General features: G+C 73.4%; 11 protein-coding genes. 5 read left to right on the top strand and 6 right to left on the bottom strand.

Annotated elements, in window-relative coordinates; all coding sequences use genetic code 11:
* The first annotated feature begins 43 nt into the window (after positions 1 to 43).
* A complete protein-coding gene (locus tag AB0I52_RS22910; RefSeq protein WP_363075363.1) occupies positions 44 to 643 on the top strand; it encodes a DUF305 domain-containing protein in 600 nt (199 codons plus the stop codon).
* Between the two features lie 73 nt (positions 644 to 716).
* Positions 717 to 1,769 (top strand): LacI family DNA-binding transcriptional regulator, encoded by a 1,053-nt coding sequence (locus AB0I52_RS22905; RefSeq protein ID WP_363075361.1) that lies wholly within the window; start codon positions 717 to 719, stop codon positions 1,767 to 1,769.
* A 24-nt stretch (positions 1,770 to 1,793) separates the two neighbouring features.
* Here the strand turns inward: AB0I52_RS22905 and AB0I52_RS22900 are convergent, their stop codons facing one another.
* The 5 genes from AB0I52_RS22900 to AB0I52_RS22880 form a co-directional block, all read right to left on the bottom strand.
* Positions 1,794 to 3,860, bottom strand: coding sequence for a phage holin family protein (locus tag AB0I52_RS22900; RefSeq protein WP_363075359.1), 2,067 nt, complete (start codon positions 3,858 to 3,860; stop codon positions 1,794 to 1,796).
* 138 nt (positions 3,861 to 3,998) lie between these two features.
* Positions 3,999 to 4,403 carry a hypothetical protein gene (locus AB0I52_RS22895; RefSeq protein ID WP_363075357.1) on the bottom strand — a complete coding sequence of 135 codons (405 nt, stop codon included), beginning with the start codon at positions 4,401 to 4,403 and terminating at the stop codon, positions 3,999 to 4,001.
* 138 nt (positions 4,404 to 4,541) lie between these two features.
* A complete protein-coding gene (locus AB0I52_RS22890) occupies positions 4,542 to 5,987 on the bottom strand; it encodes a gamma-aminobutyraldehyde dehydrogenase (protein ID WP_363075355.1) in 1,446 nt (481 codons plus the stop codon).
* 72 nt (positions 5,988 to 6,059) lie between these two features.
* Complete coding sequence (locus AB0I52_RS22885) at positions 6,060 to 6,467, bottom strand: nuclear transport factor 2 family protein (protein ID WP_363075353.1); 408 nt, start codon at positions 6,465 to 6,467, stop codon at positions 6,060 to 6,062.
* Between the two features lie 42 nt (positions 6,468 to 6,509).
* On the bottom strand, positions 6,510 to 8,045 hold the full coding sequence (locus AB0I52_RS22880) for a cytosine permease (RefSeq protein WP_363075351.1): 1,536 nt from the start codon (positions 8,043 to 8,045) through the stop codon (positions 6,510 to 6,512).
* A 111-nt stretch (positions 8,046 to 8,156) separates the two neighbouring features.
* On the opposite strand from AB0I52_RS22880, the gene AB0I52_RS22875 reads away from it, so the two are divergent.
* From AB0I52_RS22875 to AB0I52_RS22865, 3 genes are read left to right on the top strand one after another with little or no spacing between them, the layout of a single operon-like run.
* Positions 8,157 to 9,608, top strand: coding sequence for a PucR family transcriptional regulator (locus AB0I52_RS22875; protein WP_363075349.1), 1,452 nt, complete (start codon positions 8,157 to 8,159; stop codon positions 9,606 to 9,608).
* A 54-nt stretch (positions 9,609 to 9,662) separates the two neighbouring features.
* Positions 9,663 to 10,445: an MBL fold metallo-hydrolase gene (locus AB0I52_RS22870; RefSeq protein WP_363075347.1), complete on the top strand. Its 783-nt coding sequence runs from the start codon at positions 9,663 to 9,665 to the stop codon at positions 10,443 to 10,445.
* Complete coding sequence (locus AB0I52_RS22865; protein ID WP_363075345.1) at positions 10,442 to 11,062, top strand: VTT domain-containing protein; 621 nt, start codon at positions 10,442 to 10,444, stop codon at positions 11,060 to 11,062. Before AB0I52_RS22870 ends, AB0I52_RS22865 begins: the two co-directional genes overlap by 4 nt.
* Positions 11,063 to 11,104: 42 nt before the next feature.
* On the opposite strand, the gene AB0I52_RS22860 is transcribed toward AB0I52_RS22865, so the two are convergent.
* Positions 11,105 to 12,370: an aminotransferase class I/II-fold pyridoxal phosphate-dependent enzyme gene (locus AB0I52_RS22860; RefSeq protein WP_363075343.1), complete on the bottom strand. Its 1,266-nt coding sequence runs from the start codon at positions 12,368 to 12,370 to the stop codon at positions 11,105 to 11,107.
* Positions 12,371 to 12,486 lie beyond the last annotated feature (116 nt).

Below are 12,486 nucleotides of genomic sequence, written 5' to 3'. Positions count from 1 at the left end.
CGGGGCCCCACGCCCCGGGCGGGCCTTCCCCGAGGATCTCGTCATGAAGGCGGCCCGCAGCACCGCAGCGCTGTCCCTGCTCCTCCTCCTGGCCGGATGCGCGGCCCCGGCGGACGCGGAGCGCCCGGCCACGCCGGTCCCCTCGGTCTCCGCCGTCGCACCCCCCACCGCCGCGGGCCCGGCCGATCCGACCGATGCCGCCTGGGCCCAGCTGATGACCCCGATGAACGAGCAGGCCGTGGCGCTGCTGTCGCTCGCCGGGCAGCGCGCCGGCGATCCGCGGGTGCGGAGCTGGGCGGCCGGACTCCGTACCGCGCAGAACGGCGAACTCGCCCGGCTGCGACCGCTGCTGGCCCGGATGGGGCTGCCGGACACCAATGTGCACGAGGGACACGACATGCCGGGAATGGTGACGGAGCGCATCCTCGAACAGGCCCGCGCCGTCGAGGGCCGCGCGTTCGACCACCTCCTCACGGCCCGGATCCGTGACCATCTGCGCCAGTCCGCCCAGGTGTCGCGCTCCGAGACGGAGTCCGGGACCAGGCCCGACGCCAAGCGGCTCGCCACCGCCCTGGTGTCGGCGCGCAAGGCTGAACTCGCCGAACTCGACCGGCTTCCGGACCCGCCCGGGAGCGCCGGCTGACACCCCGCCCCGCACGGCCCCAGGGCTCCGTACGCGTTTCCGGACCGGTCGTACCCCCCGGTATAAAGGCTGCATGACTGCCGACGCACCGCTGCCCGCCCGCCCCGCCACCCTGGAGGACGTGGCCGGTGTGGCGGGAGTGTCCCGGGCCACGGTCTCCCGGGTGATCAACGGTGCGACGACCGTGGACCCCGCGCTGCGCCGGATGGTCGAGGAGGCCGTGGACGCCACCGGGTACGTGCCCAACCGCGCGGCCCGTTCGCTGGTGACCCGGCGCACCGACTCGGTCGCGCTCGTCGTCTCCGAAAAGGAACGCCGCCCGGTCTCCGAACCCTTCGTCGGCCGGATGTTCTCCGATCCGTACTTCGGGCGGGTGGTCAGCGGACTGCTCGAAGTCCTGCGCCCGGCCGGCATCCAGCTGGTGCTGATGCTGGCCGACGACCGGCCGTCCCGCGACCAGTTGCTGTCGTACCTGCGCCACGGCCACGTCGACGGGGTGGTGCTCATCTCCTCGCACGCGGACGACCCGCTGCCGGGGCTGCTGCACGACACCCGACTGCCCGCCGTGCTCGCGGGAGAGCCCCGCCGGCCCACCCCGCTCACCTATGTCGAGGCCGACCAGCGGGCGGGGGCGCAGCTGGCCGCCGACCACCTCGCCTCGCTGGGCCGCCACCGGATCGGCACGGTGTCCGGCCCGCAGGACATGCCGGCCGGACAGGCGCGGCTGGCGGGATTCCTGGACGCGCTCGCGGTGCACGGCATCGGCGACGTGGCGACCGCGGAGGGCGACTTCACGCATGCGGGCGGCGCGGCGGCGATGAAGCGGCTGCTCGGTGAGCGGCCGGATATGGACGCGGTGTTCATCGCCTCGGACCTGATGGCGCTGGGCGCGGTTCCGGTGCTGCTGCGGGCCGGCAAGGAGATTCCCGAGGACGTCGCCCTCGTCGGGTTCGACGACAGCAGCGCGGCCACGGCCTGTGATCCGCCGCTGACGACGGTCCGGCAGCCGGTGGAGGAGATGTCCGCGGAGATGGCCCGGCTGCTGCTGAAGCAGATCGGCAGGCCCGGTGAACCGGTGCCGTCGGTGATCTTCCATCCGACGCTGGTGCGGCGGCGGTCGGCCTGACGCCGCCGGCGTTGTCGCGGGCGGTCAGCCCCGCGCGTCGGCGCCGCCCGCCCTGTCTCGCTGTCCGACGGGCACCTGCGGCCCCGAGACGTCGTTCAGCCACCGTCTCAGGACCCGGTGCACGGTCTCCGCGCCGACCAGTTCGGCCGGCGGCTCCTCCCCCTCGGCGGCTGCCGCGTCGAGCGGGTCCGTCATCCCGCTCGGCCAGAGCAGGAAGGGCCGGGACTGCTCGCCGCCCAGGCCCCCGTGCGAACCGATCTGTTCCTCGAAGGCGTGCACGGTGCCCGTTTCCGGGTCGTGCATCGAGTTGACCATCACATCGGCGACGTGCGGGAAGGTGTCGGTGCGCCGGACCGCGGCCGCCGCGCCCGCGCCGAACGGGGCCAGCGGCCCGTCCCCGTCCCGCAGTTCCGCCACCGGGATCCGGGCGCCGCCGTGCCCCAGCACCACCGATCCGTGGGCCTCGCTGCGCACCAGCAGGAAGCCGATGCCGGGGTGGTTGGCGAGCGTGCTGAGCAGCGCGGGGTGGCGGCGGTCGAGCTGCTCCATGGAGGCGCGTCCCGCGATGTCGGGGAAGGAGATCAGACCGAGGTTGCCGGAGGCGAGAACGACCGGGTCCGAGGGGTTCGCCGGATTCTCCTGCCGGTCCCCGTCGACCGGCCGGTGGAGCGCGATCCGTACCGCGTCACGCGCCTCGGAACCGCTGCGGGTGCGCTGCGCCCGGCGGGGCACCGGCAGCCCGCTGCCCGCCCGCACCAGGTCCTTCAGCGTCAGCCCGTACACCCCCGCGAAGGTCTCCCCCGGGCTCTGGCCGTGGTCCGACAGGAGCACGATGCGGTACGTGCGCGGGGTGTGCTCGGCGACCTTGACGATCAGGGCGAGTGAGCGGTCCAGCCGGGCGAGGACCTTCTCCGCGTCCCGGCTCCGCGGCCCGGAGTGGTGGGCCACCTCGTCGTACGCGACCAGGTCGGCGTAGACCGCGGTCCGTCCGGCGAACATGTCACCCATCACGGCGGCGACCACCACATCGCGTTCGACGATGGTCGCGAAGGCCCGGATGAAGGGGTAGAGCCCGCCGCGCTTGATCCGGGGCGTCTCCTTGCGGATACGGGCCCGGGTCGACTGGCCGATCTCCCTGCCGACCTCGGCGACGAACGACAGTGCGGTACGGACGGCGTTGGCCGGGTCGGAGAAGTAGGCGAAGTACCCGGCCCGGGAGCGGCGTCCCTTGCCGCGTCTGGCGGCCATCGACAGGACGAGCGCGAGCTGGTCGGCGCCGCCGCTGAAGAGGTTGCCGCGGCCGGCCCCGTCGAGGGTGAGCAGTCCGCCGTCGCGGGTGCGCACAACGGCCCGGCGCTGCATTTCGAGGGCGCTCGCCGGTCTGCTGGAGACCATGACCTCGCCGGTCTCCTTCTCGTACCAGCGGAAGGCCGGGACGTCGAAGTTGGTGCCGTGCAGGATGCCGAGCTGGCTGGCGCCGGTCTGGCTGGACCAGTCGGTGCGCCACGGGGTGAGCCGGTGGCCGGCCCCGTCGGCCAGCCAGTGTGCGACGGTCGGCATCAGGCCGTCGGCGGCGGCCTGTGCGAGGACGTCGTGGCCGACTCCGTCGAGCTGGATGAATACCGTGCCGGGCGGCCCCCCGTCCGCGTCGTCGCCCCTGCCGCTGCGGCGGCGGCGCCGGTCCGCGAGGCGCGACAGCCGGCGGCGGTAGGCGTTGTCGTCACGGACGGCGAGCGCGGTGGAGGTCGCGGAGGCGACGGCGGACATCACGGCCGCGACGACGACCGCCATCTGCGGGTCGGCCGCGCCGCGCCCGTCCGGTATGAGCCGCAGCGCTATCAGCAGCAGCGAGCCGTTGAGGAAGAAGACCAGCATCCCGAGGACCAGGGCCGGCACGATGAGCAGGGCCCTCACCAGCACCGGCCAGACCAGTGCGGAGAGCAGACCGAACGCGCCCGCGCCCCAGGCCGCGGTGAACGCGGTCTTGGTGATGCTGTCGCCGTCGTCCGACTGGAGCTGGAAGTCCGGCAGAATCCCGGCGAGCACAAGCATCGTGAGCGTCGAGACCGCCCACACCACAATCACTCGCATCAGGGCGCTGCCGGCTGTTCGCCATCGCCCGTCACCCACGCCGCTGCCACCTCACGTCCGGGCCCCGCTGTTCCGGGCCCTGCCCCAGCTTTTCACAACGGGGCGGCGGGCTCCGCCGGCGAGCTCCGGCCGGGCAGGTCAGCAGCCGTCGTAACCGGCGGTCGGCATGGAGAGCCTGCGGTGCACACCGGCCTTGGTCCGGGAGCTGTAGAGCGGCTCGTCGAGCCCGGCGATCTCCAGGCGTACGCCGCGCCGCTCACACTCCTCCGTGAAGCGCGGCACCGACGCGACGGCCCGTGCGAGCACCCGGTCGTTGGGCGCGACGAAGAGTTCGACCTCCCCGCCCTCGACATCGGCCCAGAGCGCCCGGTGATCGGGGCGCAGTCCGTACAGGCGCAGCTGCCGGGTGACGACGTAGCCCTTGCCGGCGGCCCAGCGGGCGCACATGTCGTGCTGGCTGCGGGTGTCCACGAGGAACGGGTCGCTGTCGAGTTCCTCCAGCGGCGTGAGACTGGCGATGGCCGCCACCCGTACGTCCCCCATGGCCGTTCCCCCCGTGCTAGGCGTTGTCCGACCCTACGCCCCCGGTTCCCGTACAAGAAGGCGCATGTCAGGACGGGAGGGGGCGCACGGAAGCAGGTGCGCCCCCGCCGGGGCGGGGGCGCACCTGCCGGTGGGCGGTCAGCCGTCGAGCGAGGTCATGACGTGCTTGATCCGGGTGTAGTCCTCGAAGCCGTAGGCGGAGAGGTCCTTGCCGTAGCCGGACTTCTTGAATCCGCCGTGCGGCATCTCCGCGACCAGCGCCATGTGTGTGTTGATCCACACACAGCCGAAGTCGAGGTTCCTGGACATCCGCATCGCGCGGGCGTGGTCCCTGGTCCACACCGAGGAGGCCAGGGCGTAGTCGACGCCGTTGGCGTGGGCGACGGCCTGGGCCTCGTCCGTGAACGACTGGACGGTCATCACGGGCCCGAAGACCTCGTTCTGGATGATCTCGTCGTCCTGCTTGAGGCCGGAGACGACGGTGGGGGCGTAGAAGTAGCCCTTCACGCCGACCCGGTGGCCGCCCGCCTCGACCCTGGCGTGCTCGGGGAGCCGCTCGATGAAGCCGCTGACCTGGGCGAGCTGTCCGGCGTTGTTGAGCGGGCCGTAGAGCACGTCCTCGTCGTCCGGCTGCCCGGTCCTCGTGCCGGCCGCCGCCTCGGCCAGCGCGGTGACGAACTCGTCGTGGACGGACTCGTGGACCAGGATCCGGGTGGCGGCGGTGCAGTCCTGCCCGGCGTTGAAGAAGCCGCCGACGATCAGGGCCTCGACCGCCTTCGCCAGGTCCGCGTCCTCGAAGACGACGGCGGGAGCCTTGCCGCCGAGCTCCAGGTGGACCCGCTTGACGTCGATGGCCGCGCTCTGGGCGACCTGGATGCCGGCCCGTACCGAACCGGTGATGGAGGCCATCGCCGGGGTCGGGTGCTCGACCATCAGCCGGCCGGTCTCGCGGTCGCCGCAGACCACGTTGAAGATCCCGCGCGGCAGCTCCAGCGACTCCAGGACCCCGCCGATGATCTCCGCGATCAGGGCGGTCGACGCGGGGGTGGTGTCGGACGGCTTGAGGACCACCGCGTTGCCCGCGGCGAGCGCCGGGGCGAACTTCCAGACGGCCATCAGGAGGGGGTAGTTCCACGGGGCGACCTGGGCGCAGACGCCGACCGGCTCGCGGCGGATGATCGAGGTCATGCCGTCCATGTACTCGCCGGCCGAGCGGCCCTCCAGCAGCCGGGCGGCGCCCGCGAAGAAGCGGACCTGGTCGATGGCGGGCGCCAGTTCCTCGCTGCGGGTGAGGTGCAGCGGCTTGCCGGTGTCCCGGCTCTCGGCGGCCACCAGCTCGTCGGCCCGCGCCTCCATGGCGTCCGCGATCCTCAGGAGGGCCAGCTGGCGCACGGCGGGGGTGGTGTCGCGCCAGACGGGGAAGGCGGCAGCGGCGGCGGCCATCGCCGCGTCGACGTCGGCCGCTCCGGAGAGCGGGGAGGTCGCGTAGACCTCGCCGGTCGCCGGGTCCACGACATCGAGTGTGCGGCCGTCCGAGGCGTCCGCGGGGACACCGTCGATGAAGTTGCGGAACGTGAGGGGCATACGGGGTAAACCGGTTTCTCTCGTGGTCGGGCGGCGTTGCGGGCCGGGAGCCGGGCGGCGGTGCCGCGCGGGTCAGCCGGCCGTGCGGGCGGACAGGTGCTCGTGGACGGCGGGCCAGCTGCCGTCGTCGGCGCGGGCGAAGACGATCGTCTCGCGCTCGTGGACCGTCTCCCGGCCGTCCTTGGTGGAGATCGTCGTCTCCACGTCATGGCTGAGGACGGCGGTGGAGCCGAAGTGCTGGATCAGCTGTCCGGTCGAGACGCAGTCCAGGACGCGGAAGTCGTCCTGGTCCACCCACTCCTGCCAGAGCGCGCGGTACTCGGCGGTGGAGCCGAGCCGCTGCGGGGTGGAGTGGAAGACGAAGGTCGCGTCGGGGGCGAAGGCGCCGAAGTAGTCGTCGAGGCGGCCCTCGGCGAAGGCGGCGACGAGCGCGTCGGTGGCGGCGCGGATCTGCTCGGTGTCCCGGACGGGCGTACTCATGGACGGCTCCTGGATACGGAGGGGCGGGGAAGGAGGCCGGGGTCAGAGCGCCGCGGCCGGTTCGGGGGCGGGTTCCTCGTCGGTGCTGGTGATCGGCGGGACCGGGGTGTCCGAGGCCCGGACGAAGCGGGGCCCGTCCGGCCCGTACACCGCACGCGGCTCGGGGAACACGGTCAGCAGGCCGAGGTAGAGCACCGCCGCGAGGATCAGGCCGACCGGCAGCGAGATGTCCGTGCCGTTCGCGAGGTTGCCGAGCGGGCCGACGAACTGGCCGGGCAGGTTGGTGAAGAGGAGCGCCACCGAGGCGGAGAGCAGCCAGGTGGCGAGGCCGCGCCAGTTCCAGCCGTGGTTGAACCAGTAGCGGCCACCGGTCTGCCTGCGGTTGAAGACCTGGAGCGCGTCGGTGTCGTACCAGCCGCGCCGGGTGACGTAGCCCAGGGCCATCACGATCATCCACGGGGCGGTGCAGGTGATGATCAGGGTCGCGAACGTGGAGATGGACTGCGCGAGGTTGAGCGCGAACCGGCCGAAGAAGATGAAGGCGATCGACAGGGCGCCGATGAAGAACGTCGACTGCACACGGCTGAAGCGGGTGAACACGCTGGAGACGTCGAGGCCGGTGCCGTACAGCGCGGTCGTGCCGGTGGAGAGGCCGCCGATCAGGGCGATCAGGCAGAGCGGCAGGAAGTACCAGCCGGGCGAGATGGCGAGCAGTCCGCCGACGTAGTTGGGGGCGTCCGGGTCGATGTACCTCGCGGCCTTCGTGGCGATGATCGACGCGGTGGCGAGGCCGAAGACGAAGGGCAGCAGCGTGGCGAGCTGGGCGAGGAACGCCGCGCCCAGGATCCGGCGGCGCGGGGTGTCGGCCGGGATGTAGCGCGACCAGTCACCGAGGAAGGCGCCGAACGAGACGGGGTTGGACAGCACGATCAGCGCGGCGCCCACGAAGGACGGCCAGAACAGCGGGTCGGCAGTGGAGGCGAAGGAGCCCGCGTACCCGGCGTCGAAGTCCCCGGCGAAGGCGAAGGCCCCGAGGATGAACAGGGCCGAGGCCGCCACCACCGCGATCTTGTTGACCAGCAGCATGAAGCGGAAGCCGTAGACGCAGACCACCAGGACGAGCCCGGCGAAGATCGCGTAGGCGATGCCGTACGTGATGTCGGACTCGGGGACGTTCACGAGCCGGTGCGCGCCGCCGACGAGCGCGTCGCCCGACGACCAGACCGAGATCGAGAAGAACGCGACCGCGGTGAGCAGCGAGAGGAACGAACCGACGACCCGGCCGTGCACACCGAGGTGGGCGGAGGAGGAGACGGCGTTGTTGGTGCCGTTGCGCGGGCCGAAGAGCGACATGGGGGCGAGCAGCAGCGCACCGACGAGGAGGCCGAGGACGGTCGCGGCGAGGCCCTGCCAGAAGGAGAGGCCGAACAGGATGGGGAAGGCGCCCAGTACACAGGTCGCGAAAGTGTTGGCGCCGCCGAAGGCGAGTCTGAAGAGGTCGACGGGGCGGGCGGTGCGGTCCGCGTCGGGGATCCGCTCCACTCCATTGGTCTCGACTTCGATGATCGAGGTAGTCACGGACGCTCCACCTGCTGTTCGTGCTGTTCATGCGCGGGACTGGCCCCTCAGTGTGTGGGTCCCGGCCACAGTGGGCAATTGTGAAAGTCACAGAGGGATACCCTGGTTTCTGTGTCCACCAACAAACTGACGGTCGAGGATCTGCTCTCGTTCCCGGCACTCCAGCTCACCGTGCGGGCCGGCAGCGGCGGTCTCGGCCGGTCCGTCTCCTGGGCCCACGCGAGCGAGCTCGCCGATCCGACACCGTGGCTGCTCGGCGCCGAGGTGATCATGACGACGGGGCTCGCGGTCCCCCGTACCGCCGCGGGTCAGCGTGCCTATCTGGAGCGGCTGGACGACGCCGGTGTCTCCGCGCTGGCGCTCTCGGCGCAGCTGCACATGCCGCCGCTGCACGACGCCTTCTTCCGGGCGGCCGAGGAGCGCGGCTTCCCGGTCCTCGAGGTGCCGCTCGCCGTGCCCTTCATCGCCGTGTCCCAGGAGGTGGCCGCCTCGGTTCAGGAGGACGCCCGGCACCGGCTGGGCGCCCAGTTGCAGGTGTTCGGTTCGCTGCGCTGGCTGGTCGCCGAGGATCTGGACACCCCCACGCTGCTGCGCCGTCTGGAGCGGCTGTCGGGGTACGACGTCTATCTCTGCACTCCGCAGGGACGCCCGCTGCTGCCGGGGGTGCCGGTGCCCGATCCGGGGGTGCTGCCCGCCTCGGCGGACGCGCCGCCGACCGTTCCGGGCGGTTTCGTGCTGCCGGTGCCCGCGCCGGGCGGTCCGGCGGGCTTCCTGGTGGCGTACGAGCGGGAGGGCGCCCAGCCCGCTGGGCTCGCCGTGGTCCAGCACATCGCCACGGTGGCCGCGCTGCGGGTCGCGATGGTGCGCACCGAGCGCGAGACGCTGCGGCGTGAGGGCGCGGAGACGCTGGCCGAGCTGTTGCAGGAGGTACTGGACCCCGAGACGGCGCGGCGCCGGCTGGCGCGGCACGCGATCGAGGGCGACACGGTGCTGATCGTGGTGCGCGGCGCCACGGACGAGGCGCTGCTGCGCTGTCTGCAGGACCAGCCGCATCTGCTGCTGAGCTGGGGCGAGGACCGTTATGTGCTGGGCTCCGGGGAGCTGGCCGAGGAGGTCGGCGCGCTGCCCGATGTGGCGGCCGGGATGAGCCGCCCGTTCCTGCCGGGCGCAGCGCTGCGGGTGGCGCAGCGGGAGGCGCTCTGGGCGGTGTCGAAGGCCGTCGAGTCCGGCCGGCCCGTGGTCCGCTACGGCGACGACTCGACGGGCCGCTGGCTGCCCGACGATCCGGCGGTGCTGACGGCGCTGGTCGAGCACGTGCTCGGTGAGGTGCTGCGCTACGACGCCGCCCATGACTCGCAGCTGCTGGTCTCGGTCCGCACCTGGATGGAGCGCGACCGCCGTACGGAGACGGCGGCGGCCGCCCTCCATATCCACCCGAACACCCTGGCGTACCGGCTGCGGCGCTTCGGTACGCTGGCGGACCGGGATCTGGCGTCGACGGGGGCCCTGGCCGAGGTCTGGCTCGCCATCCAGGCGGCGGGCACGCTGGGCCTCACGGACTGAGCGCGATGACTGCCCGTAGGCTCGACAGCGGGTCCGGGGAACAGGAGGCGGCGCGTGCCGGTGGAAGTCACCTGGTGGGGTCATGCCACCTGCACGATCGAGGACTCCGGGGTCCGGGTCCTGACCGACCCCCTCTTCGTACGGCGCATCGCGCATCTGCGCCGCCGGCGCGGCGAGCTGCCCGGCCCGGCGGCCGCCGTCGCCGATGTCGTCCTCATCTCGCATCTGCACTCCGACCATCTGCATCTGCCGTCGCTGGCCCGTATCGCCCCGGGCGGCCGGGTGATCGTGCCGCTGGGGGCGGTCCGGGCGGTCCCCGGGCTGCGGCTGCTGCGCAGGGTGCGCGGGCTGCGGATCACCGAGGTGGCGGCCGGTGACGAGGTGCGGGTCGGTGAGGTGCGGATCCGGGCGGTTCCGGCACTGCACGACGGGCGGCGCCTGCCGGTGGGGCCGCACCGCTCCCCCGCGCTGGGTTACGTCGTCGAGGGCGCGTCGCGCACCTACTTCGCCGGCGACACCGGCCTGTTCGACGACATGGCGCGGGCGGTCGGCCCGGTGGACGTGGCGCTGCTGCCGGTCGGCGGCTGGGGGCCGTACCTCGGCCACAGCCATCTCGACGCGGGGCGCGCCGCCGAGGCGCTGGCCCTGCTGTCGCCGCGCTCGGCCGTGCCGGTGCACTACGGGACGTACTGGCCGATCGGGATGGACGGGATCCGGCCGCACGAGTTCCATTCGCCGGGTGACGAGTTCGTCCGCCGGGCGGCGCTGCTGGCACCGCAGGTGGCGGTGCACCGGCTGGAGCACGGCGAACATGTCCGGCCGGAGGCCGACGGGTGATCCACGAGGTCGTGAGCCGGCTGCCGCCGGAGTCGACGCAGCAGGCGGTCGGCTATCCCTCGCTGTTCCTGCTGGTGGCGCTGGGCGCCCTGGTGCCGGTGGTGCCGACAGGTGCGCTGGTCAGCTCGGCGGCGGTGGTGGCGTTCCACCAGTCGTCGCCGTTCGCGCTGCTGTACGTCTTCGCGGCCGCCTCGGCGGCCGCGTTCCTCGGCGACATCTGCCTGTACTGGCTGGGTCAGCGCGGGGTGGGGTCGAAGAACGGTTCCAAGTGGCTGCGGGTGATCAGCGAGCGGGCCGCTCCGGAGCGGCTCGCGCAGGCGCAGCGGAAGCTGGACGAGCACGGCGCGATGGTGCTGGTGCTGTCCCGGCTGGTGCCGGCCGGGCGGATCCCGGTGATGCTGGCGTGTCTGCTGGGCCGGATGCCGATGCGGCGGTTCGCCCGTGGGGACGTGCCGGCCTGTCTGGCGTGGGCCGCCACGTATCAGCTCATCGGCATCCTGGGCGGCTCACTGTTCCCCGAGCCGTGGCAGGGCGTGGTGGCGGCGGTCGGTCTGACGCTGCTGATCAGCGGGGCGCCCGCGGTGTGGCGCCGGCTGCGGGCGTGGTTCAGCCACTGACGGGTGGCCGGCCCGTTGCCCCGGCGGTTCAGCCGGAGTACGTCAGCGCAGTTCGTCGAGTGCGGCCCGGAAGATGCTCAGGGCTGCCGCGACGTGGGGCAGTTCGAGGGGCTCCGCCGCGCTGAGGGACTCCATCTGCTGTTCCGGGGTCGATCCGAGCAGTGGCCCGGTGCCCAGCCTCACCCGCAGCGCCCCGAGTTCGTCGCCGAACCGGTGGCCGCCGGGGACCGGCGCGCCGAGCCGCTCGGACAGGTACTCCTCCAGCTCCAGCGAGTCCGTGACGCCGCGGGCGGCGAGCCGCGGCCTGAGGGGGCCGAGGTCCGCGTACAGGTGGCGGCCGGCCTGCGGGGGCCGGGCCAGTGCGCCCGTGGCGAGTACCGCCCGGTGAGCCGCGGCGGCGATCCGGGCCTGCATGGCGGCGGCCCGGCGGACCCGCTCGGTGACGGCGTCCGGTTCGCGCAGCGCGTGCGCGGCGGCGGCCGCCACCGGTCCGGCGACGAAGGCGCCGAGCGCGGTGAGGATGTCGAGGGTACGGGCGTGGCGGACCGCTGCCCGGCCCGTGTCCGGGAACCGGGCGACCGCGACCGGCCAGGCGGACGGGGTCAGCGCACCGGCCAGGTCGGAGATCACCGTCACGTCGTCGGGGCACATCTCGGCCGGGCTCAGCAGCACCGTGTCGTGAGGCCGGTGCAGGGTGTCGCGCCAGGTCTCGTCGCTGACGATGTGCAGCCCTTCGGCGACGGCGGCCTCGCAGGCCTCGCGCACGAGTTCCGGCGGGGCGACGGTGGCGGTGGGGTCGTCGACGACGGAGATCAGCAGCAGCCGGGGACGGCCGCCCTCGGCCCGCACCCTGCGCACGGTCTCCAGCAGCGCGTACGGGTCGGGCACGCCGCCGCACTCGGCGGGCGTCGGCACGTGGTAGGCGGGTCTGCCCAGCAGCCGGGCCTGCGGGATCCAGGCGGCTGGGCAGGGGCGCGGCATCAGCACGTCGCCGCCGTGCGCGGCGATCAGGGCGAGCAGCAGCGCGGAGGTGCCGGGCGCGGCGGCGATGTGTTCGGGGCCGCCGCGCAGTCCGCGCCGGTCCCAGTAGGCGAGGGCCGCCTCGCGCAGGTCCGCCGAACCGCCGGCGGGCTCGGGCAGGCCGCTGCGGGCCGCCGCCGCCAGCACCTCGGCCAGTTCGGGCAGGACCGGCAGGCCGGGACCGGGCGCGGGCGGTCCGTACCGTACGGGCCCGCGGTCCTCCCGGACTCCGGGTGCGCCGTGCCCGGCCCGCCCGCGTCCCTGACGCCCGGTCCGCTCCCGGCCCATCCGGGCCTCCTTCGCCGCCGCTCGGTCACCCGGCCCGTCGACCGGCCGTGTCCGCCCCTTTATACGAGGGAATGGAGCGCGGCGCCCGGCGGGCCGGGAACCGTACCGGCCGTGAC

The organism is Streptomyces sp. NPDC050423 (genome assembly GCF_040655445.1).
GTDB lineage: Bacteria > Actinomycetota > Actinomycetes > Streptomycetales > Streptomycetaceae > Streptomyces.
The sequence above is the reverse complement of the archived record's forward strand: the minus strand, read 5'-3'. Positions and strand labels throughout refer to the sequence as shown.